At 57.2% G+C, this 21,990-nt stretch carries 24 protein-coding genes; 7 read left to right on the top strand and 17 right to left on the bottom strand.

Annotated features, from left to right (window positions below; all coding sequences use genetic code 11):
* The first annotated feature begins 59 nt into the window (after positions 1 to 59).
* The 3 genes from nadC to ABJ99_RS05275 are packed head-to-tail and all read left to right on the top strand — an operon-like array spanning position 60 to position 3,324.
* Positions 60 to 908 (top strand): carboxylating nicotinate-nucleotide diphosphorylase, encoded by an 849-nt coding sequence (nadC, locus tag ABJ99_RS05285; RefSeq protein WP_054084903.1) that lies wholly within the window; start codon positions 60 to 62, stop codon positions 906 to 908.
* A 48-nt stretch (positions 909 to 956) separates the two neighbouring features.
* On the top strand, positions 957 to 2,039 hold the full coding sequence (locus ABJ99_RS05280; protein WP_054084902.1) for a TIGR00266 family protein: 1,083 nt from the start codon (positions 957 to 959) through the stop codon (positions 2,037 to 2,039).
* A 52-nt stretch (positions 2,040 to 2,091) separates the two neighbouring features.
* A complete protein-coding gene (locus ABJ99_RS05275) occupies positions 2,092 to 3,324 on the top strand; it encodes a VWA domain-containing protein (protein WP_054084901.1) in 1,233 nt (410 codons plus the stop codon).
* Positions 3,325 to 3,491: 167 nt separating this feature from the next.
* Here ABJ99_RS05275 and ABJ99_RS05270 read toward each other — a convergent pair whose 3' ends face one another.
* From ABJ99_RS05270 to ABJ99_RS05210, 13 genes are read right to left on the bottom strand one after another with little or no spacing between them, the layout of a single operon-like run.
* Positions 3,492 to 4,070: a TerD family protein gene (locus tag ABJ99_RS05270; protein ID WP_054084900.1), complete on the bottom strand. Its 579-nt coding sequence runs from the start codon at positions 4,068 to 4,070 to the stop codon at positions 3,492 to 3,494.
* 37 nt (positions 4,071 to 4,107) lie between these two features.
* Positions 4,108 to 4,683 (bottom strand): TerD family protein, encoded by a 576-nt coding sequence (locus tag ABJ99_RS05265; protein WP_054084899.1) that lies wholly within the window; start codon positions 4,681 to 4,683, stop codon positions 4,108 to 4,110.
* A 26-nt stretch (positions 4,684 to 4,709) separates the two neighbouring features.
* Positions 4,710 to 5,744 carry a TerC/Alx family metal homeostasis membrane protein gene (locus tag ABJ99_RS05260; protein WP_054084898.1) on the bottom strand — a complete coding sequence of 345 codons (1,035 nt, stop codon included), beginning with the start codon at positions 5,742 to 5,744 and terminating at the stop codon, positions 4,710 to 4,712.
* A gap of 25 nt (positions 5,745 to 5,769) precedes the next feature.
* Positions 5,770 to 6,219 carry a tellurite resistance TerB family protein gene (locus ABJ99_RS05255; protein ID WP_007251676.1) on the bottom strand — a complete coding sequence of 150 codons (450 nt, stop codon included), beginning with the start codon at positions 6,217 to 6,219 and terminating at the stop codon, positions 5,770 to 5,772.
* Between the two features lie 50 nt (positions 6,220 to 6,269).
* Entirely contained in the window at positions 6,270 to 7,475 is a 1,206-nt protein-coding gene (locus ABJ99_RS05250; RefSeq protein ID WP_054084897.1) for a TerD family protein, read from the bottom strand.
* Positions 7,472 to 8,065, bottom strand: a complete 594-nt coding sequence (locus tag ABJ99_RS05245) for a TerD family protein (RefSeq protein WP_054084896.1) — start codon at positions 8,063 to 8,065, stop codon at positions 7,472 to 7,474. Before ABJ99_RS05245 ends, ABJ99_RS05250 begins: the two co-directional genes overlap by 4 nt.
* Before the next feature lie 46 nt (positions 8,066 to 8,111).
* A complete protein-coding gene (locus tag ABJ99_RS05240) occupies positions 8,112 to 8,858 on the bottom strand; it encodes an HAD family hydrolase (RefSeq protein ID WP_007251673.1) in 747 nt (248 codons plus the stop codon).
* On the bottom strand, positions 8,859 to 9,809 hold the full coding sequence (locus ABJ99_RS05235) for an HpcH/HpaI aldolase/citrate lyase family protein (protein WP_054084895.1): 951 nt from the start codon (positions 9,807 to 9,809) through the stop codon (positions 8,859 to 8,861). It abuts the gene before it with no gap.
* Positions 9,809 to 10,903 (bottom strand): cysteine protease StiP family protein, encoded by a 1,095-nt coding sequence (locus ABJ99_RS05230; RefSeq protein ID WP_054084894.1) that lies wholly within the window; start codon positions 10,901 to 10,903, stop codon positions 9,809 to 9,811. The genes ABJ99_RS05235 and ABJ99_RS05230 overlap by 1 nt, the downstream gene beginning before the upstream one ends.
* Positions 10,896 to 11,654: an HAD family hydrolase gene (locus tag ABJ99_RS05225; RefSeq protein ID WP_054084893.1), complete on the bottom strand. Its 759-nt coding sequence runs from the start codon at positions 11,652 to 11,654 to the stop codon at positions 10,896 to 10,898. The genes ABJ99_RS05230 and ABJ99_RS05225 overlap by 8 nt, the downstream gene beginning before the upstream one ends.
* Positions 11,647 to 12,780: a phosphoribosyltransferase domain-containing protein gene (locus tag ABJ99_RS05220; RefSeq protein ID WP_054084892.1), complete on the bottom strand. Its 1,134-nt coding sequence runs from the start codon at positions 12,778 to 12,780 to the stop codon at positions 11,647 to 11,649. Before ABJ99_RS05220 ends, ABJ99_RS05225 begins: the two co-directional genes overlap by 8 nt.
* Positions 12,781 to 12,831: 51 nt before the next feature.
* Positions 12,832 to 13,953 (bottom strand): trypsin-like peptidase domain-containing protein, encoded by a 1,122-nt coding sequence (locus tag ABJ99_RS05215; RefSeq protein WP_054084891.1) that lies wholly within the window; start codon positions 13,951 to 13,953, stop codon positions 12,832 to 12,834.
* Between the two features lie 54 nt (positions 13,954 to 14,007).
* Complete coding sequence (locus ABJ99_RS05210; protein WP_054084890.1) at positions 14,008 to 15,006, bottom strand: ATP-grasp domain-containing protein; 999 nt, start codon at positions 15,004 to 15,006, stop codon at positions 14,008 to 14,010.
* 119 nt (positions 15,007 to 15,125) lie between these two features.
* On the opposite strand from ABJ99_RS05210, the gene ABJ99_RS05205 reads away from it, so the two are divergent.
* Positions 15,126 to 15,671: a DUF1523 family protein gene (locus ABJ99_RS05205; RefSeq protein ID WP_054084889.1), complete on the top strand. Its 546-nt coding sequence runs from the start codon at positions 15,126 to 15,128 to the stop codon at positions 15,669 to 15,671.
* A 43-nt stretch (positions 15,672 to 15,714) separates the two neighbouring features.
* Here the strand turns inward: ABJ99_RS05205 and ABJ99_RS05200 are convergent, their stop codons facing one another.
* The 3 genes from ABJ99_RS05200 to gstA form a co-directional block, all read right to left on the bottom strand.
* Positions 15,715 to 16,122 carry a PIN-like domain-containing protein gene (locus tag ABJ99_RS05200; protein ID WP_054084888.1) on the bottom strand — a complete coding sequence of 136 codons (408 nt, stop codon included), beginning with the start codon at positions 16,120 to 16,122 and terminating at the stop codon, positions 15,715 to 15,717.
* Positions 16,119 to 16,811 carry a DUF433 domain-containing protein gene (locus ABJ99_RS05195; RefSeq protein WP_054084887.1) on the bottom strand — a complete coding sequence of 231 codons (693 nt, stop codon included), beginning with the start codon at positions 16,809 to 16,811 and terminating at the stop codon, positions 16,119 to 16,121. The genes ABJ99_RS05200 and ABJ99_RS05195 overlap by 4 nt, the downstream gene beginning before the upstream one ends.
* A 238-nt stretch (positions 16,812 to 17,049) precedes the next feature.
* Entirely contained in the window at positions 17,050 to 17,670 is a 621-nt protein-coding gene (gene gstA / locus ABJ99_RS05190) for a glutathione transferase GstA (protein WP_054084886.1), read from the bottom strand.
* A gap of 154 nt (positions 17,671 to 17,824) precedes the next feature.
* Between gstA and ABJ99_RS05185 the strand changes: the two genes are divergently transcribed.
* Positions 17,825 to 18,175 carry a winged helix-turn-helix transcriptional regulator gene (locus ABJ99_RS05185; protein WP_054084885.1) on the top strand — a complete coding sequence of 117 codons (351 nt, stop codon included), beginning with the start codon at positions 17,825 to 17,827 and terminating at the stop codon, positions 18,173 to 18,175.
* Between the two features lie 240 nt (positions 18,176 to 18,415).
* Here the strand turns inward: ABJ99_RS05185 and ABJ99_RS05180 are convergent, their stop codons facing one another.
* Entirely contained in the window at positions 18,416 to 18,847 is a 432-nt protein-coding gene (locus ABJ99_RS05180) for a pilin (RefSeq protein ID WP_054084938.1), read from the bottom strand.
* 227 nt (positions 18,848 to 19,074) lie between these two features.
* Here ABJ99_RS05180 and pilB point away from each other — a divergent pair, with 227 nt between their 5' ends.
* Both pilB and ABJ99_RS05170 read left to right on the top strand, forming a co-directional pair.
* Positions 19,075 to 20,769, top strand: a complete 1,695-nt coding sequence (gene pilB / locus ABJ99_RS05175) for a type IV-A pilus assembly ATPase PilB (RefSeq protein WP_054084884.1) — start codon at positions 19,075 to 19,077, stop codon at positions 20,767 to 20,769.
* Between the two features lie 2 nt (positions 20,770 to 20,771).
* The gene (locus ABJ99_RS05170) at positions 20,772 to 21,989 is read left to right on the top strand and encodes a type II secretion system F family protein (RefSeq protein WP_054084883.1); all 1,218 of its coding nucleotides are present in this window, start codon (positions 20,772 to 20,774) and stop codon (positions 21,987 to 21,989) included.
* Position 21,990: the final 1 nt, after the last annotated feature.

Raw genomic sequence — 21,990 nt, 5'->3', positions numbered from 1 at the left:
AGGTGAGTTAGCAGGGTGCAGTGCCTTATACTCGGACGACTTTGTTAGTGGAGCCCGCTATGCCGAATTTACGACTTGCCGATCTGACCGCCGAGATCGAAGCCAATGTGCGCCGCGCATTGCTTGAGGATGTCGGCGGTGGCGATATCACCGCCCAGCTGATTCCGGCAGAACGGCTGGCCAAGGCCACGATCATTTCCCGTGACGCCGCGGTGATTGCCGGCACCGCGTGGGTCGATGCGGTGTTTCGTCAGCTCGACCCGCGTGTGGCCGTGCACTGGCAAGTGGTCGATGGCGACCGGGTCAGCCCGAATCAGGCGCTGTTTCATCTGGAAGGCCCCGCCCGCTCGCTGCTGACAGGCGAACGCAGCGCGCTCAATTTCCTGCAGATGCTCTCCGGCGTCGCAACCCGCGCGCAGTATTTCGCCGACCTGGTCGCGGGCACCGGGGTCAAACTGCTCGACACCCGCAAGACCCTGCCGGGCCTGCGTCTGGCGCAGAAATACGCAGTCACCTGCGGTGGCTGCCACAATCATCGCATTGGTCTGTATGACGCGTTCCTGATCAAGGAAAACCACATCGCAGCCTGCGGCGGCATCGCTCAGGCCGTGGACGCTGCGCGCAAGATAGCGCCGGGCAAGCCGGTTGAAGTCGAAGTCGAGAGCTTGGGTGAACTCAGTCAGGCGCTGCACGCCGGGGCCGACATCATCATGCTCGACGAGCTGAGCCTGGATGACATGCGCGAAGCCGTTCGTCTTACCGCAGGCCGTGCCAGACTCGAGGCCAGTGGCGGCATCACTGATGACACTCTGCGGGTGATTGCCGACACCGGCGTGGATTATATTTCCATCGGTGCGATGACCAAGGATGTGAAGGCCGTGGACCTGTCCATGCGCCTGAGTATCTGACGGTTTCACGCGCTGAAGACGACTTCGATTTGATCGGGAGCAGATGCCTTGGACCAATGGTTTGTCATGAACGCGGGCAAGCAACTCGGCCCGATGGAGGCAGCGGCAGCGCGATTGATTGCGCGCGAGTCACCTGGCGCCTGGTGCTGGAAACAGGGCATGCCGGACTGGCAGCCGATCTATCAGGTTCAGGACGTGCGCGCCATCAAAAAGGATGGCGTGACCCCCTTCCCGGCTCCAGCGCCGGAAATGATCCAGCCAAGGCCTTCGGGCCTACCTGCGCAGGCTTCTGCGCCACCCGCGCCCATCCCCGGTCCTGTGCCGGGCAAACGGCCGTCGTTCACGCCAGACCCGAACGCTTCGGGCGGCTTTGGCTTGTCGCAGACCACCGACGGCGTGGACTTCAAGCTGTACGGTTCGGAAACCCAGTTCGTCGAGCTGGAACTCGATCCCGGTGAAAGTGCGGTCGCTGAAGCCGGCGCGATGATGTACAAAACCTGCGATGTGCAAATGGAGACGATCTTCGGCGATGGCAGCAATCAATCGTCAGGTCTGCTGGGCTCGCTGTTCGGCGCAGGCAAACGCATGCTCACCGGCGAAAGCCTGTTCACCACGGTGTTTTCGCAGCAAGGGGCCGGCAAGGGCCGGGTTGCCTTTGCGGCGCCCTACCCCGGCACCATCCTGCCGCTGAACCTGCGCGATTTCGGTGGCAAGCTGATCTGCCAGAAAGACAGCTTCCTGGCCGGAGCCAAGGGTGTATCTATCGGCATTCAATTTCAGAAGAAAATCCTGACCGGGCTGTTCGGCGGTGAGGGCTTCATCCTGCAAAAGCTTGAAGGCGACGGCTGGGTTTTCGTGCACATGGGCGGCACGGTGCGCAAGATCGAACTGGCGGCAGGCGAAGGACTGGATGTCGACACCGGCTGCCTGGCGGCGATGACCCAGACTGTGGACTACGACATCCGCATGGTCGGCGGCGGCATCAAGTCGATGCTGTTCGGTGGCGAAGGCGTGTTTTTCGCCCGGCTGACCGGCCCCGGCACGGTGTGGCTGCAAAGTCTGCCATTCTCCCGTCTGGCCGGACGCATGCTGGCCGCCGGCCCTGCGGGTGCAGGCCGAAGTGAACGCTGATGCCAGTCATTTGACCGGGGCTCTCTGATGCCCCCATTGCCAAGGAAGAAACATGCTCATCGCTCAAGGCCAACGCATCCCGCTTTCCACACTGATTCAGGGCACTGATCTCACGCTGTCGATCTCCCTGAAATCGCCTCATGTGATCGACTACGTCTGCTTTGGCGTCGATGCCAACGGCAAGCTGTCAGACGACCGCTACATGATTTTCTTCAATCAGCCTGCCAGCCCCTGCAACGGTGTCAAACAGGTCAACGGCGGCGATTTTCAGCTCGCGCTGGGTCGCTTGCCGGCGTCCATAGACCGGCTGGTGTTCACCGCATCCATTGATGGTGCGGGAGCGATGAGCGACATCCAGGCCAGCCACTTCAGCATTCAGGACCAAGGCCGCGAGGTGGCCCGTGGCGAGTTCTCCGGGGCGACCTTTGCCGCCGAGAAAGCCATCATGGTGGTCGATGTCTATCGCAAGAACGGCGAATGGCGCATCGCTTCCAACCTGCAGGGCTATAACGCCGGGCTGGACGCGCTGGTGGTGCATTTCGGTGGTGAAGTGGCCGACGCACCGCCGCCCCCGCCTGCACGAATTTCTCTGGAGAAAAAGATTGCCGCCGCGGCTCCGCAGTTGATCAGCCTGGCGAAGAAGGCTCAAGTCAGCCTGGAAAAAGCCAGACTGACCGACACCAAGGCCCGAGTCGGGCTGGTGCTGGACGCGTCAGGCTCGATGAACGCGCAATACACGCGTGGTCATGTGCAAGAAGTGGTGGACCGCCTGATTCCGCTGGCCGTGCATTTCGACGATGACGGCGCACTGGACTGCTGGGCATTCGGTGCAAAGCCGCAGCAACTCAGCGCTGTCACGCTGGGCAACTTTCAGGACTTCATCAAGACCGATCATGGCGGCTGGAAAAACTGGGAGCTGGGTGCACGCATCAACGATGAGCCGAAGGCGATGCGCATGGTCATCGATTACTACAAGCAGTCAGGCGATAAGACACCGATCTACATCCTGTTCATCAGCGACGGCGGCGTGCATCAGGACCGCGAGATCACCAGGCTGATGACCGAAGCCGCCAAACTGCCGATCTTCTGGCAATTCGTGGGCCTGGGGGGTCACGGCTACGGGATTCTCGAAAAGCTCGACGATATGGGCGGACGTGTGGTCGACAACTGCAACTTCTTCGCCCTGGACCGCCTGGATGAAATCCCGGAAGAGAAACTGTACGACCTGCTGATGGAAGAGTTTCCCGACTGGCTGAAAGCGGCCAAGGGTGCCGGGATTTTGTAGAGCGTGAGCATGCGCAACGATGATCTCAACTACTGACTATGACTATCGTGCGACGCTCCGCTTCGCAGGGCTTTGTGGGAGCGGACTTGTCCGCGAATACGTTCAAAAACCCCAACAAAAAACCCCCGCCATCGCTGGCGGGGGTTTTTGTCGGGCGCTGATCGGGTTTAGCCGATTGCAACACCGTGGGCTTCTGCCAGCGGCTTCAGACCGCCTGCAAAGCCCTGGCCGATGGCCTTGAACTTGAACTCGTCGCCGTTGCGGTACAGCTCGCCGAAGATCATCGCGGTTTCGGTCGATGCTTCTTCCGACAGGTCGTAACGCGCGACTTCCTTGCCGTCAGCCTTGTTCACAACACGGATGTAAGCGTTCGAAACCTGACCGAAGTTCTGCTTGCGCTCGTCAGCCGAGTGGATGGTGACCGCAAATACCAGCTTCTTGACCGTAGCCGCCAGACCGGTGAGTTTGACGTTGACTTGCTCGTCGTCACCTTCGCCCGCACCTGAGCGGTTGTCGCCCAAGTGTTCAACCGAACCATCGGTCGACTTCTTGTTGTTGTAGAAAATGAAGCTGTTGTCGTCCAACACCTTGCCATTTTCGCCAACGATGAAGATCGACGCGTCGAGGTCGAACTCGGTGCCATCGGTCACCCGTGGATCCCAGCCCAGCCCAACGGTGATTTCTGTCAGGCCAGGAGCCTCTTTCGACAGGGAAACGTTACCGCCTTTACTCAGACTTACTGCCATGTTCGTAATCCTTTTCAGAAATAGGGTTAGGCGTGAATCAGAAATTCATGCCGAAAGAGTTGGCAACGGCTTTCAGGCCACCGGCATAACCTTGGCCAACCGCACGAAACTTCCACTCGCCAGCGTTGCGGTACAGCTCGGCAAACACCATGGCAGTTTCGGTCGAAGCATCTTCTGCCAGGTCATAACGAACAACTTCAGAGCCAGACTTTTCGTTCATAACGCGGATAAACGAGCCACCCACCTGACCGAAGTTCTGCTTGCGAGTGTCGGCATCGTGAATGGTCACGACAAAAACGATCTTGTCGACATCGACAGGCACATTGGTCAGATCGACCTTGAGCTTTTCGTCGTCGCCATCACCGGCACCGGTACGGTTGTCGCCGGTATGTTCGACGGAACCATCGGCGCTCTTGAGCTGGTTGTAGAAAATGAAGTCAGCCTCACTGCGGACCTTGCCATTGGTGCCCAGCAGGAATGCGCTGGCGTCCAGGTCAAAGTCCTGACCATCAGTGGCGCGCGGATCCCAGCCCAGACCGATGAGGACATTGGTCAGGGTCGGGTCGGTTTTCGACAGCGAAAGGTTGCCACCTTTTTGCAGAGTCAAAGCCATGATTCGTATATCTCCTTATCCAGTGTTTACGCTTTTTCTTCGGCCGGTTCTTCTTTGCCCGGGAAGAGCAGGCTGGCGACGATACCGATGATCAGCACGACAACCACAACCAGCAAGCTGGCGTTGGCGCTGATCTCGTAACCGTGATGGAACAAGTGGTTGGTCGCGTTAAGGCCCAACTTGACGGCGATGAAGAACAGCAACGCAATAACGGCCTTCTCCAGATGCACCAGGTAGCGTTTCAGGGCTTCAAGTACGAAATACAAGGTACGCAGGCCGAGAATTGCGAACAGCATGGCCGAGAACACGATCAGAGGCTCGCGGCTCACTGCAATGATTGCAGGCACGGAGTCGAACGCGAACAGCACGTCGGAGATCTCTGCCACAACCAGACACAGGAACAGCGGAGTTGCGAACAGCGCGCCTTTGGCAGCCAGCGTGATACCGGCGTTTTCAGGCTTCTTGATTTCTTCTTCCAGAACCGAGCGACGCACGAAGAAGTTGCTGCCGTGCAGTTTTGGCCAGACCGGGAACAATTTCTTGGCGAAGCGATAAGCCATGTGCTGCGAGTAGTCGACTTCTTCGTCGTCGTCATCACCGGCACGCAGCATCATGACCGCGGTCCAGGCCACGATGACCGCGAATACCACCTCGACCCACGGGCCCAGCGCCAGCAGGCCGGTACCGATAGCCACGAAGATGCCGCGGAAGACGATGGCACCGATGATGCCCCAGTACAGAACGCGGTGGCGCAGGCCGTCCGGAATCTTGAACCAGGCGAACAACGCCATGAACACGAACAGGTTATCGACGCTCAGCACTTTTTCCAGCGCATAACCGGTCACGAACAGGGTGGCGACTTCAGCGCCGTGCTGTACATACAGAAAACCGGCGAAAGCCAGCGAAATGGCGACCCAGAAAATCGACCACGCCGAGGCTTGCGCCAGGGTAATCGGCTTGTTGCCCCGGTGGGAGAACATGTCGATGGCCATGGCCGTAATGGCCAGACCGACGAAAACCGCCATCGTGAGTGGAGGGAAGCCTAGAGAGGTGCTTTCCATTTAACTGCGTTCCTTAGGGTAAAAATTACAGGTCAAAATCGGACGGGTTCAGGCCAAGCTCGCGACAGATCGTGCGGCAGACTTCCCGCTCTTTCTCGTCGAAGCTGCCATCAGCGCCACCGATTGCACAGCAGACGCGCACCAACAGACGGGAAGCATCTTCTTTCTTTTTGATCTTGCCGATGGTTTTCAATGCCTCGGCACGGCCAATTTCGTAATCGAACTCAAACTTGGAGCAGGCTTCCTGGAAGCCCTGAATGACGTCCTTCATGTCGAAAACTTTCAGTTCCTGAGAGTTCTGGATGAAGCCGGCCATTTTCTGCTTTTCACTGGCGCTGATATCGCCATCGGCGGCCGATACCAGCGCACAGCCGGAAACCACAGCGTCCATGAATTCGCGATTCTTGAACTTCGAAACTTCAGTAGCCAGCTTGTCGCGGGCCGCTGTTGCGTTTGTTTTCAACCAGTCCAGCATGTCTATCTCCCATGAGGCGGCACAGCCAGCCAGAAATACCACGGTGTTGTTTACTTGGAACCGGCAGCCCAGCGCATGCCCCAGCCGTAGGCTTTGTCCATGTTGCTGTGGCCGTTATGGAAATCCACACGGCGCGTCACCTTGACCGCTCCATTGTCATTTTCCAGCAAGGCAATCGCACACATGCCCTGACGGCCGCCCTCTTCATTGAGACGCACTTCAATGGGTGGCTGGCCCGGCGCATGGATGGTGACCACCCCGTCGGTTTCTTTCCAGTTCGGCGCACCTTCGTAGATGAATGCGTACACCAGAATGCGACGAATCTTGCCCCAATGCCCGCCATTGATGTGCAGCCACTCACCATCACTGATCGACCCGGTGCGGTCATCGCCCATCAGCTTGATGAACGGTTCGCTGTTGAGCGACCCGAACGAATTGCCCAGTGCCTGAACCGCCCCTTTGGAGCCGTCCTGCAATTCGAAAAGGCAGCCTACATCAAGGTCGATGGCATTGCTCTTCTTCATCGAGAAGAAGCCGCCGCCCTTGTTGTCACTGCGGCGATTCCAGTTCAGGTTGACCCTGATCTCGCCGAAACCGGCACTGGTTTTTTCCAGACTGACCGAGGCGCGAGTCTTGTCGAGCGTGATCTTGCTCAGACTGACCGTCGACTTGACCGCTGGTGCTGGAACAGGTGCAGGTGCAGGTGCAGGTGCAGGTGCAGGTGCAGGTGCAGGTGCAGGCTGATCCTGCGGCGCGGCGACTTCAACGCCGAAGTTTTTCGCCAGCGGCTCCAGGCCGCCTGCAAAACCCTGCGCAACGCAGCGGAATTTCCAGGCGCCCTGGCGCAGGTAGAACTCGCCCAGAATCAGCGCGGTTTCCTTCATGCCGCTGGTGGGGATGTCTGCTTCGATGCCGCCCGTTATGCTCAATGCCAGACGCGACACAGCGTCGAAGCTGGCCTTGTTCTCGTAGATAGTCGCCGTCAGGGCCACTTTCTCGATGACCGAATCCAGACGGCTCGGATCAAGGGTGAACACCGCACGGCCCGCCGACGCTTCTGTCTGCTGGACCGCACCATTGTTGACGCTTTTCTGGCCGTAGAAGCACATGTCCTGATCGCCACGAACCTTGCCCGAACCCGTCAGCAGGAATGCGGACACATCGATGTCGGCACCCGCCAGCGGGGCGTAGCTGATTTCGACCGTCAGAGGCCCGGTAGCGACCGGCGCGTTGGCGCCTGGTACAAGTTGGGTCATCCGCGTACAGCTCCGATGGCCAGTTCGACCAGATCATCCGCAGTGCGGCCGTTGGTGGCCTGACCGACAGCGGTGAAATCCCAGCCCGATGCGGTGCGCGACAGGTAAGACATCACTACGCCGGTGTGCTGACCTTTCTCGGACAGGTCGAAACGGCCCAGCTCGTTGCGGCTGCCCAGATCGACGATGCGGCAGTAGGCATTGGCGACTTTTTCGAAATTCTGCCCGGTGAACGAGTTGACGGTGAACACCAGGTATTTGACCGCGGCCGGCAATTTTTCCAGATCGACGCTGATGGTTTCGTCATCACCCGCGCCTTCGCCGGTACGATTGTCACCAGAGTGCAGAATGGCACCGTCGCGCGATTGCAACTGACGAAACCAGACCAGATCGAGGGGTTTTTTATCGGCGTCGAGCATGATGCAGGAAGCATCGAGGTCGATATCGCCGCCGCCACCGCCGAGCAATTTGCCGAAGAAACCGCTGGCCTTTTCAGGGTCCCATCCAAGGCCCATGCTGACTTTCTTGAGGCCTGTACCAGCGGTTTTCTCGAGTGAGATCGTCTGGTTTTTTGCCAAAGTGAGTGCCATTTTTCGCTCCATGTGACTACGGAATTCGGATAAAAGTGTTACAGCCTTACCGTGTTGGCCCGTCATTACCATCAGGATTGTGTAACTTCGCGTTAACGGGGCCTTTATAACGGCCTCGACGCCACGTCGGATGGAACAACCGCCAGTGCGCATCCTGGGCAGCGGCGAGCAATTCGTGATCACCTCGGGTGTCGCCCCAGGCACGAACCCGGAACTGCGAAAGCGGCCCGTAGACACTTTCCAGACGCGCGACCTTGGAGTCGCAGCGGCAATTACTGCCCTCGATCAGCCCGGTCAGCTTGCCGTCGATCACTTCCAGATTGGTGCCGATCAGCTCGACTTTCAAGCGGTCAGCGAAGGGTTGCAGGACCATAGCAGGCGATGCTGAACATAGCGTGACAATGGCGCCCTTCTCGATCTCGGCAGCAATGGATTCAAGTGCGGCGGGACGCATCAGGCGTTTCCAGTGCGACTGGCAGAAGGCTTCGGCCTTTTGCTGCAGCCATTGCACTTCGACGCCACTCAGAAACGCCTTGATCAGGCGGCCTTTGAGTTCGTCGCGGGTCATGCGTTTGGCCAGGTAACCAAGGCTCGGCAATACGAGCCGCGCCATGCGCACAGAAAAGGCACGTTGCCCGAAGGCGAATTTGAGAAACGGGACGAAGCTGTCATGGCGGGTAATGGTCCCGTCGAAATCGAACACTGCCAGCAGGCGCTGTTCCACTTCGATTTCAAGGTCGGGCCCTACCGGCTCAAGATCAGGTCCTGCGGTTTCAAGGTCAGGTTCTATCATCTAGCTAACTGCCTCAGCGAGTCGAATACTGGCATCCATGATCGAAGCGGGTGCGGGTAACACTCCATGCCATTTGGCGCGCTCCATGATGTGGGTTGCCCATTTGTAATGGGTCGCCGGTTCACACATAGCATCGTTGTACTTGAACACGGCGGGCGCCACAGAGTTCAAAATCATCCGGGCGGCGTTCATGTCTTCCAGACTGACGCGTAACGCATTCTGAATGATATTGACCTGCGAAGGGTGAATTGCCGTCTTGCCGACCAATCCATTGGTCATATCCAGCGCCAGTTCCAGTTCCAGAACGTCTGGCGTGGCCAGTTGTTCGAACACTGGCGCGGTCAGGGCAAACCCCTGCGCGCCCATGACTCCGGCCAGCATGGGAATGACGTAGCCCATCGGCGTCGAGTACAGCGTCATGGCCGGATTACGGCGCAGGCCCAGGCAGCCCATCAGGTCGTTGCCGCCAATGCGCAGCGCAATGATCCGTTCGTCGAGACTGGCCTTCAAAGCCTGCCCCAACTCGACCATCGCTCCGGGATTGAAGACTTCCGGTGTTTCCAGCGTCGGCATCAAGGCCAGCGCCGGATTGGTCACGGCCTGCTCCCAACTGATCAGATTGGTCAGCGAGAGCTTGGGGACAACGAACCCGTCGACATGGGCCATCAGCGGCCAGTCGTTGAGAATGCGCGCCATGGCAGCATCACGCGGCCGGACGAACAGCAGCGGCCCATTAGCGGGCCGTCCGCCACGATCCTGAATACGCGTAAGCACCTGACGCAGGTTGAGCAGCGCGGTGTCGACGTCGATTAACGCGACGGCATCTTCCAGACACACCACCAGCGACCGCAACTCGGGAATCTTGTCACCGAACACGACGTCGACGATGTCGTCACGGGTAGCGGGCATGTACAGCGTTGCCCCCAGCGCATAAGGCGAGAATAAGGCCATTAGCTGAGACTCCGTATGATGGTCACCGCCCGGTATGGGCCCAGGGCATCGCCGACTTCCTCAACGGGGATGCCCGCCTTTTCTGTCAGGTGCAGCAGCAGTTGCACGTCGCCGTCGGTCAGGTTGCGCACCAGCACGTGGTCCGGCACACGACGCATCACCGCCCTGGTCGCTTCGGCAATGCCCGGCTTGACGCGGTTGAGGTTATTCACCCCGAAGCGTTCGGCCAGGCTGTCGATCACCCGCGAGGCAGCGGTCTTGAGTTCGAGGCGCTGCGTCGGCGTCCAGGGGCTAAGCATCAGCGTCGAACACTTTCGACGACGCTGGCGTTCGATCTGTTCAATAAAAGAACGCGTGACGTCATGGTCCTGCAGATGCTCGTACACCACGCAGCCGTGCAGCCCGCCGTCTGCTGGCCAGATGGAACGCGACACCAGCCCGGAGACCGTTGCGCCGAGAATGCCGGACGGAATCACCCAGTCTTCCGCCGAGGCCGCCAGCCAGGCACTGCCGCACGGGTCGGCCAGCACCACCAGCCGTGGGTCTTCCGGAAAGCGCGCATCGCCCGCCAGGCTGCGGCGGATTTCCCCGGAGATCGCGCCTTTACCGGTCCAGCCATCGACAAACACAATATTTTGCGCGCCGTGGGCCTGAATGATGGCCTCGAGTGCCACCTTGTCGATGCCGCGATCGCGGACGATGCTGATGCCATAGTGATGAGCTTCGCGGCCCAGATCGATCAGGGCCCGACGCAACAACACGCCAAGCGGCAGACCGGCCCGCACGAACGACACCAGAACGATTTCAGACCCGGTGCATTGCCGATCCAGCGCCTGCGCCAATGCGTGTACATCGGTCGCCATGCGCGCGCCGTTCTGGCTGAGCGCACGCTCGTAAAGCGCCTTGTGGGCGTCGCTAGGCGCAGACTCCTCGCTGATCATCTCCGAGTAATGCTTTTGCCGTGTCTGGATCAGGCGTTCCTTCTCTTCGACACTGGTGGTCTGCATCTCGATACTGCGCAACAGAAAATGCACGTCGTCCTTGAGATAGCTTCCGCTACCCACTGTCTCCAGCCCGTGAACGGGATCACTCATGCGCAGCTCCGACAAACATTTTCGCCAACTGACTGCGGGCAGGCGTCGCCCACCAGTGGCATTCATCCATGAAGCCCAGGTCGGTAATGCTGTCGCCAAAACCCAGCACCGGGCGCTCGCCGTTGATCACCTTGTCGCGACGCAACCACTCTTGAACAGCGTAGCGCTTAGCCAGACCTTCAGGCAAAAAAGCCAGGTTGTTGCCGTTACCGTGAATATGCATGCCGTCGAGCAGACCGCGTGCCTGCACTTCGGCCAGCACGTGCGTGAGGATACTGTCATCACTCTCGTTGTGCTTGGTCACCACGTAATGGAACAACTGCGCCTCTTCGACCACCCAGCCGCGCAATGAAAAGCCCAGTTCCTGACCTATTGCCAGCGTCGCAGCACATAGTTCATGCAGACGCGACTGATAGCTGGCCAGGGTCTGTTTCATCTGCTCGTTCCAGTCATGGTCGAGTCGCCCCATGACATCGAGCATCACACCGCCATGGGAACAGATCGCGCCTGCGGTAAACGGCAGTTTGACCCGGCTATAGGCCTCGACGCTGCGCGCGGTCACCGGCACTACATCGGAATGCGCCAGCAACCAGTGCGCAAAGGACTTCTGCACATTGGTCATGTAACCGTTGGCATTGCCACTGATGTCGAGCGTGGCAACGTGTTTTTCAATGTCAGCCGGTGTTTTGCGGGCGGTCTGGAACAGTGTGTCGTCCAGATCGACAAAGATCAGCGGGCGGTCGTTACTCATCGCAGATGACCTCGGCGTTCAGTGCTTCGATCAGCTCGGCAGGCACGGCCTGCTTCGGAGTCTCGGTGCAGATCAGCACCCGGTCGAACTGACCCGGACGCACGTTATAAAGAAAGTTGGGAATGCCCAGCCCGTAGTTATCAGAGAACGACAGCGCGTGATCGATGGCATGACCCAGCGCAATCGGTGAACGGCTGGTGGAACTGAAGTGCACATCAGCCCCGGCTTTTTCCAGACGCTCGGCGAGTAGAAACGGACGCCAGACGAACTCACTGGTGCCGACCACCAACACCCGTTCGCCCTTGTTGACCGTCAGGCCCGGTGCCAGGGTATCGGCGACCGACAACACGCCCATGCGCCCCCAGTCATTGGCGGTGACCAATGGCCAGTCGCCCATCGCGACGGTGCCGACTTCCGGCATGTCCGGCAGTGGCGCGCTGACGTCTTCGTCGAAGGAATAAGAGCCCTGCAACAGCGACACTTGTTCGGCCAAAGCCCCCATCGACGTGCTGACCGCGCCCGCCGACCAGTCGGTCAGCACGCAGGTCACCACCCGCTCGATGTTGCTCAAACCGGCCGCGACCAGCGCTTGGTGGAGATTGATGAAGGTCTTGCCCGTGGAAGCCTCATCGTCGACCAGTACCAGCGAGCGGGCGTTAAGCATCATGTCGCGCAGCGCCGGGTCGGTGGGCAGATGAATCAGATGGGCGCTGGCGTGGCTGTGTTCTTCTTCGAAGCGGGCGAACAATTCGGTGCCGGTCGGGTGGCGGGTGCTGACCAGATACAGCGCATCGGGGCGCGTTGCGCTGTAGGCCCGGTGCACGCCAGCGCCGAGACCGACGGCCGTTTCGGCCATGCCGATGACCAGCACCGGGCCGGGCAGGTCTGCCGGAATCTTGTGGGCCAGGTCCTGGAAACTCTTGAGCATGACGCTCGGGCGCGCCGGGATATGGCGCCCCAGCACTCGCGAGACAAATAGAAACGCGCGCTTCGGGTTGCGCCGTTCAGCAAAGCCGAACAGTGAATCCGGGGCAATGGTGGACGAATCGACGCTGACATCGAGACGACCACGAAGCAGATCAGCACGAAGCTTTGTAGGATTGGAAAAAGCTGCGCTGCTGTCCATCGATAAATTCCTGATTAGCTGACACCTGCGCAAACGGCAGGAAGCCCGGCATCATTGACGTGAGGCTTCAACGAGCCATAACGATGACTGGGCGATGCGTGAGATTTCTGTCGTGGTGTACGACCTTTCCGGACGGGCGTGCGGCGCGTCGATGCGGCAGGCCTGTAGAAAGGACAACAATAATGCGGACTTGACCGCGAAATTCATGTTCTGCCCGTCCGGAACGGTGGACGTCACCATGCCGATCACCCCGCCACCGTTATCGAACAGCGGGCTGCCACTGGAGCCCGGCTGTATGGGCGCGGTGAACTGGAACAGGCTGGCGTCATTGTGCAGACCGAACAAGCCGGAAATCCCGCCTCGGGTAACCTGCAACCCGCCACCGGAAATCGATGCCAGCGGATAGCCCAGAACCGCCACGTTATCACCCGGCTCGCAGCCCTGCCCGTCCCGGAATGTAACCGGAGACAACAGCGGAGCGCCCTGCACGCGCAGCAACGCGATGTCGTTACGGCGGTCGATCACCACCGGCTCGGCCTTGTAGCGGCCGTCCAGCGAATTGATGTGGAACACGCTCATGTCTTCGATGACATGCGCGGGGCCGACCACAAACGCCGTGCCGGTGGCAGACTCGTGCCGTGGCCCGCCGCCCGAGCCGCCCGACGGACGGCGTGGGTGGCGATCGTCCACTTCCAGACCGATCTTGCGACCCAACGCCGAAAGCCCGTACGCCGAGCCTTCGCTCAATGCACGAAACTTCCACTGCTCGTTACGGTTATAGAACTCGCCGATGATGATCGCCGCTTCGCCGTTACTGCGCAGATCAAGGCGATGCTCGATATCGCTGTCCACTTGCAGATGCAGGCTGACAATCTCGCTAACCGGGCCGGTGGCTGCGAATACATACACCATCAGCAACACGCGGTCGCTGCCGGCAGGAAGCCGATCCAGTTTGAGCGTACAGCCCACGTTCTGCGGGCCGCCGCTCCATTCCATCCAGTTTTGCTCTTGATGCAACAGCGCCGGATCGCCCATCGGCAGGCGCTTTTCGTTGACCGGCAGCAACGCGACGGCGGCGTATTCACCAAAAACCGAAGACTTGCCGCTCTCCAGATTCCAGGTGCAGTGAGCATTCGTTAAAGCAGTGTTTGCACCTGGCGCCAGAAGCTTCATGCCCGATCCTCCTTGATGAGAGCGATTAGTGATAGCAAAAATCTATTATCCTGATCAAACCGTAGCCCGTACAGCGACGGTGATCGCCTTGATCCGGATATCTTCCAGCCAATGTGTTTCCGGTTCTTTCAGCCCAAGACGCCGCGCAGCGAAAATACCTGGCAGATTGACGCCAGCATGGCGCGTATAACCGATGCCGCCCGAGTAACGCGGGTTGATCTCCAGCAAACGCGGCTTGCCGTCAGCGTCGTCGCGGGTCTGTATATTGATCAGCCCGTCACAGGCAAAATGCTCGGCCGCGCGAACCGCCAGCTGCACCGCTTCGCTGTCGCACTCGAAGGTCTGGTTCAAGCCTTCCTTGCGTCGGCCGACGAACGCTACCGCCTTGCCGCCCTCGCACACCATGTCCACTGAACATTCACTGCCCGGCATGTAAGGCATCAGCAGCATCGCGGGCAGATCCTCGGCCTGGCGATAAGCATCAAAGTACGCCTTGAACGTCGTTTCGCGCTCATCCGGGTGGGCGAAACAGCGAAAGTCATCGATATCCGTCTTGAAGCGCCAAAACCCCTGGCCGTAAATCCCGACAACCGGCTTGATGCAGACCTCGCCAGACACCGACAATGTCTCGTAAGCCGCTTGCAGCTCTTCGGCATTGCACGCAGTGATCGCCGGTATGCACGCCAGCCCCGCCGCCTCGGCCGCCGCAGTGAAACGACTCTTGTTGTCGACATCCATGAAGGTTTGCAGGGACGTTCCACCCGTCACGAGGTCCAACCCCTCGGCACTGAACCGCGCACGCTGCGCTTCATAGAGACCGCCCACCCGCCCGGCAACAATGACCTTGACGCCCAGCGAGCGTGCGTTTTCCAGCACCCAGTCGATCCGTTCCTGGTTATCGAGCGGTTCTTGCAACGCCACATCAGCCAGACCGGTAATTTCAGAGCGCTGCTGACGATGAGAAGCGATAATGCGCACCGACTCAGGCAAGGCATCACGCGCACCGATAATCACGTCGCGCTGGCTGGCTTGCCCTTCAAGGAACCAAATCATGTCAATCTCCGGAAGACTGCGCCGCCCGAAACGGCCTTGTCGAATTTTGTAATAACTGTTTTGCTTTGAAATGTTCGGATTAGGGCAAAGTCACGCAATTTTAAACAGAGGACGCTGGTATGAAGTGGCTTAAAAGGTCGATTTGGCTTGTGGTATTCGTTGCACTGGGGATCGGCGCATTAAGCCTCTACTACGTTCTGCCGCGTCATGATGTCGTGATGATCACCGGTGTGGAAGTCAAAAGAATGGACGCCGACGGTGTTATCAACGCCGAAAACCCGGCAGACGGCCCAACCCGCGACGTGTATTTCATCAACACCGAAGACCCGGACACCAAGAAAGTCGTGGTTTACCGCAACGAAGACACCGGCTGGAGCTTCCCGTGGTACTTCAAATTCGACTCCGCCGACATCCAGGCCAAAGCCCAGGGCTATTCGCGCGATGCTCAGCAACTGGCGTTGATTCGCTATTACGGCTGGCGGATAACAATCCTGTCGATGTTTCCCAACGTGACGGAGATTGAAGCGGTCACCAGTCGTGATCAACCGTTCCCGGTGTTCAATGCGATCTTTTTTGTGGTGATCGGGTTACTGGTGGTTATGGTGGTGGTTGGGGTTAGGAGGAGGATTCGTAGACAGCCTCGGGTTGATGGGGTGGCGCGGTAACATTTGTACTTTAATTGCGAGAAAAGCCCGATCCGTGATCGGGCTAGATGTGGAGCTGCTTAAACTTGCGTGCTGCGGAGAACGCCCATGGCACACGAAAAGCCGCGCCGCCTTCGATCAATAAGGCCTGCTCGGTAATTGAAGGCCACCACCTGACCAGATTTTCTGCCTTGTTCCAGTAGGTCATTTGGCCCCACTGTTTGGCGAGGCAGAAAATAGGCATCCCACACTCCCGGAATGCCCTGCGCTCAGCGTCTCCCTTGGAAAACTTGTCCTGGGATACGACCGCCCAACCGCCTTCTTTTTTGAGATGAGTCACCCATTCAATATCAGCGGAGTTGGCAGGAAATCTTTCACGCAGTGACACCACTGAGTGACCTTCACATTTGGTCAACTCGTTAAGCGCTCTGGCAATAGCAGGCGGCAGATTGTTATTAATCAGAAAATTCAAGCCGCGATCCTGTGCTCAAAATTGACTGCGGCTTCCACTGCTGCAGGCGGAATCTCATAGAGTAGTGCCACGCGCTTCGCGCTCTGACCTTCAGCCAGATAGGAGTGGTAAATAGCGGCGGTGTCGATTCCGGTGATTGTCAGTACTGGTTTGCCGAAGTTTCTTGCAGGGTCCAATACCACCGCCTTGCTGCGCTTGACCGGATACCAACGTTTTGCCGACTCTTCGCCTGCGTAATCAATGCCCTCATACAGAGAGGGTGTGATGACCTGCTTGAAAGCGTATTGCCGCTTTACCAGATCCAATAGCGCCTCATCCCCGGTTTCATCCAGAACGGTCGCAAAAATATCCCGCCCGTCCGTTTGAAAGCGCTTGCACGTAAACGGATAGCGCTGACCGAACATCTCTCGGGCTTGTAACGAAGCACTGCGGATCGCTTGCAAGCTGACGCCGTGCTGGCGAAAAGCATGAACAAAACGAATTTCCAGCAGATCATGGAAACCAAGCAGTTTATCGTCCAGAAATGCGACCTCCGGAGTCCAGATGCCGGGATGATCAACCCCTGCCGCGCGATAGCCAAACATCCATCTACGGATGTCTTTTGCGGGAATGCCCGTGTATGAAGAGGCTTCCGACGCAGTGTAAAGCCCCACTCCGAGGAGGCGGCTGGGTGATGCAGTGGTGTTCATATGCCCCCTCCCTTTATGTGCGGGGTAATCAGTTCGCTGATTTTGGGCTTGATTCGAGTATCAATCAATGGACGTTTGGGTGATCCATGTGGATCGAGACCTAGCCTCAGGCAAAAGCTGAAACGTCCTACGATGCCAACGCAATAAAACTGCGTACTAAAAACAAAACGCCTCGGCGGAGCAATCCGCCGGGGCGTTTTCGTTCAACAGATTGAACCTGCCCTTGGACCTGGATGATTCAGTCCTTGCTGAACAACGCAGGCAAACCTTCAGTTTCAAGCACCGCTTTGACGGACGGGCGTGCTTCCACTCGGGCCATGAACGCTTTCAATGCAGGCAGCTCGTCCAACGAGATACCGAAGTTGACTGACCAGCGCGTAACAGCAAACAGGTAAGTGTCGGCAACGCTGAAGTTATTTCCCAGCAGGTAATCACGACCATCCGCCAGGAGGCCATTCAGGTAGGTCTGTCTGGCGATGACCGGGCGCTGGGCGTCGGTGGCATCGGCGCCCTTTGCCAGATAGAACAGCGGTGTCCAGGCCTTGTGATATTCGGCAGCCAGATAATTGAGTATCTCTTGCAGCCTTGCGCGCTCCAGGGTGCCGTTGGCTGGCACCAGCTCCGGTACGAAGTGGTCGCCCAGATATTGCAGAACGGCAGCGCCTTCAGTCAGAACCGCGCCGTCATCCAACTCAAGTGCAGGGACGGCACCTTTAGGATTGATCGCGTAGTAATCCTCGCCGGATTCAAGCGTGTGCTGCCGCAGATTGACCTTGACCAGCTCATGAGCAACACCAGCCTCATGCAACACAATATGGGCAGCCAGCGAGCAAGAACCAGGTGAATAGTAAAGCTTCATAAGGGATTGTTCCGGTGGTTGAGAATGACCCGATCCTAGCACCTCGATAACTTTTGTATAGCTGGTAACTTAAGGTTACTCTCATTCTCCGGTTACCTTTCTGTAACCAGGTTACGCGCCGGAAACCCGCGTCCCTAAAAAGGAACACCCCGCAATGCCCCTGAAAATGCGCAAGAGCAAAGTCGACAACCCTGTCCCCGAATGCGCAGTGGCCGCCTGCATGTGGTTGCTGGGCGGCGTGTGGACGCCAAACCTGCTGTGGAGTTTGAGTGGCGGGCCTCGACGGTTCGGCGAACTGCGCGTTGATATTCCCGGCATTTCCGCAAAGATGCTGTCGGTGCGGCTCAAGGAGATGGAGGAGAAAGGTGTGGTTGTCCGGACTGTGCTGGCGACTTCACCGCCTTCGGCTGAGTACAGTCTTTCTGAGTTGGGGCTGGAGTTGCTGCCTGCGATTGAGGTGATTGCGGAGATTGGGTATCGGTTGAAGGTGCAACGGGGGGAATAAGCATCATGAAGATGACGCAGTATTGCCACGTTTTCGTCTGCGGCTCTGGCTTTGTTCGATGCTGTTTCCAGCGCGCCACAGAACGCCACGCCCTTAACAGAGGTGCTGCTTGAACTTCCAGTGAAAGAAACCAAGATAGTCTTGCTTACTATGAAAACGGCCCGAACAATAATGAACGGGCCGTTTTTGCACTACCTCATCTGAAGACAAGCTAACAGATAGGCGAATAGAAAGTTTTTGTTAAACCCCAGTCCTGGATCTAGTGCAACCACCACCCGTAGCACCAATCCAAGTGATTTTGTTTGCGTCCGTTACGTTTGGTGTCCACGTAACCACACAACTCCCTACTGCCGGCTGGCCAGTTACCACGATGGCGGCAGTGGCCGGAGTAATGACGACGGACGCCAAGCTTGCTGTTGCCGTTGGCGGTGCAGCGTAGCCAGTGGTAGTAGTTAGCTCGCCGATAGTGTCACAGCTTGCTATTACGCTATTGCTAACCTGCAGACATTCAGCAATTGCAGCTTTTACAGGCGCGATAATTGTGTTGTTTTCAGCCCAACGTGCCCGGGTAACATAGTCTTGGTACTGAGGTATCGCGATAGCAGCCAGAATGCCGATGATTGCGACAACAATCATCAGCTCGATCAGTGTGAAACCTTTTTGTAGATTCATAACGTACTTCTCCCAGGCGTCAATTAGGTGGTGCCTTGGGTTGGCAGAAGCATACGTCGTGCCAACGTACCCATGGCTGCGTTCAACTGTCCAATCGGCCTCTAACCGCGGCATTGCTCAATCAGAAATTCGCAGAAACTGACAATTTTCGTCACATCTAGCCTTGCCATTTGGCAGCATCGTTCGACTGCGCTATAAACCTCACACTGTCTGTGTGTGGTGGTTCTATGACCGATGTCGTGCTCACGGGTTTGGCCAAGCAACTGGTTCTGGCCGAGCTTATCAACGAAAAAAATGCCCAACTGGCCTATCAGCAGGCGCGACGCGACAAGATTTCGCTCGTCACCTATCTGGTACAGAACAAGTTAGTCAAAAGCCTGACGCTTGCGGAGATGGCGTCTGACCAATTTGGCATTCCGTTCATGGACCTGTCGAACCTTGACAAGGAAAGTCAGCCTAAAGGGCTGGTAAGCGAAAAGCTCGTCCGGCAACACCATGCACTGCCCCTATGGCGACGGGGGAACAAGCTTTTTATCGGCATATCCGACCCTACTAATCATCAGGCAGTGACGGATATCCAGTTCAGCACCGGTTTAAATACCGAAGCGATACTTGTAGAGGACGACAAACTCAGTAATGCCATCGACAAGTTTTTTGAGACGGGCAATGGCTTGGGAGAGATGGAAGACGTCGATCTAGGCCTCGACATTGATCAGTCCGACAGCAAAGAGACCTCGCTTGCTGACCAAAGTGATGCTGACGACGCTCCGGTAGTACGTTTCGTCAATAAAATGTTGATGGACGCTATTCGACTCGGCTCTTCGGACCTGCATTTTGAACCCTATGAAAAGACCTTTCGCGTGCGCCTGCGTACAGACGGCATCCTGCATGAAGTCGCCAAGCCGCCGATCCATCTGGCGAACCGTATTGCCGCGCGTTTAAAAGTTATGGCTAGCCTCGATATCTCGGAACGACGTAAACCGCAGGATGGCCGGGTCAAGCTGCGAGTGTCCAAAAACAAGGCAATCGACTTTCGCATGAATACCTTACCTACGCTGTGGGGCGAGAAAATCGTGATGCGGATTCTCGATCCAACCAGCGCGCAGATGGGTATCGATGCACTGGGTTACGAGCCCGAGCAAAAGGCGCTGTATCTCGAAGCGTTGAAACAACCGCAAGGCATGATTCTGGTCACTGGCCCTACTGGGTCGGGCAAAACTGTTTCGCTGTATACCGGCCTGAACATTCTCAACACCGTGGATATCAATATTTCCACCGCCGAGGATCCAGTAGAGATCAATCTGGAAGGCATCAATCAGGTCAACGTCAATCCGCGTCAAGGTCTGGATTTTTCACAAGCACTGCGTGCTTTTCTGCGTCAGGATCCCGACGTAATCATGGTCGGTGAGATCCGTGATTTGGAAACCGCCGAAATCGCCATCAAGGCGTCGCAGACAGGCCATATGGTGCTGTCCACCTTGCACACCAACAGCGCCGCAGAAACGCTGACCCGCCTGCATCACATGGGCGTCGCAGCGTTCAATATTGCTACGGCGATCAATCTGATTATCGCGCAACGACTCGCACGCAAGTTATGCAGCCATTGCAAGAAAGAACTCGATATTCCTCGCGAGACACTGATTAAGGAAGGCTTTCCAGAGGCGAAGATTGGCACTTTCAAGATATATGGTCCAGTGGGCTGCGAGCATTGCAACGGCGGCTACAGGGGCAGGGTCGGTATTTACGAAGTGGTCAAAAAGACACCGGAGCTGGAACGTATCATTATGGAGGAAGGCAACTCGCTGGAGATATCCAGGCAGATGCGCAAGGACGGCTTTAATGACCTGCGTACCTCAGGCCTATCAAAGGCCATGCAGGGCATCACAAGCCTGGAAGAAGTCAACCGTGTGACCAAGGATTAAGCATGGCCAGCAAGGCAGTAAAAGTCAGCATTTATACTTGGGAAGGCCTGGACAAAAAGGGTGGAAAGCTCAGTGGAGAATTGAGCGGCCACAATCCAGCGCTGATAAAAGCCCAACTGCGCAAGCAGGGCGTCAACCCGACCAAAGTCCGTAAGAAGTCAATTTCGATCTTTGGAAAAGGTAAGAAAATCAAGCCTCTGGACATAGCTTTCTTCTCCCGGCAGATGGCCACCATGATGAAAGCCGGTGTACCTTTACTTCAATCGTTTGACATAATCAGCGAGGGTGCAGAAAACCCCAATATGCGAACGCTGGTGGTATCGCTAAAGCAAGAAGTCTCAGCGGGGAACAGCTTCGCGACCGCCTTGCGACAAAAACCTGAACATTTTGATGAGCTGTTCTGCAATCTCGTTGATGCAGGTGAACAGGCAGGCGCACTGGAAAGTCCTCTGGACAGGGTAGCGACGTACAAGGAAAAAACCGAAAAGCTCAAGGCCAAGATTAAAAAAGCCATGACCTACCCTACTGCTGTTCTCGTGGTGGCGGTTATAGTTTCAGGTATTTTGCTAATCAAAGTGGTACCGCAATTTCAGACCGTATTTTCAAGTTTCGGTGCAGATTTACCTCTGTTTACACTGATGGTGATTGCCCTTTCAGAGTTTGTGCAGCAGTGGTGGCTAGCTATTCTAGGACTGCTATTTGGAAGCTTTTTTCTGTTCAAACGGGCCTACAAACAATCTCAGAAATTTCGCGACGGCCTGGACAGGTTCTTGTTAAAAGTCCCGATTATAGGCCCGCTTATCTTCAAGTCGTCAGTAGCTCGCTATGCTCGCACTCTTGCCACGACTTTCGCTGCTGGCGTACCGCTGGTCGAGGCGCTGGACTCGGTGGCAGGAGCGACAGGGAATGTGGTGTTTCGAAATGCAGTCCATAAAGTAAAGCAGGATGTCTCCACCGGCATGCAATTGAATTTCTCGATGCGCTCCACAGGTGTATTCCCAAGCTTAGCGATCCAGATGACAGCCATTGGTGAGGAGTCAGGCGCTTTGGACACCATGCTGGACAAGGTCGCTAGCTACTACGAAGATGAAGTCGACAACATGGTTGATAGTCTAACCAGCCTTATGGAGCCAATGATAATGGCGGTGCTGGGCGTTATCGTCGGCGGCTTGGTCATTGCCATGTACCTTCCCATCTTCAAACTTGGAAGCGTCGTCTAAC

Source organism: Pseudomonas syringae pv. cilantro (genome assembly GCF_001293775.1).
In the GTDB taxonomy this organism is placed as follows: Bacteria; Pseudomonadota; Gammaproteobacteria; order Pseudomonadales; family Pseudomonadaceae; genus Aquipseudomonas; species Aquipseudomonas syringae_P.
Note: the sequence above shows the minus strand (reverse complement) of the source record. Positions and strands in the feature narration are given on the sequence as shown.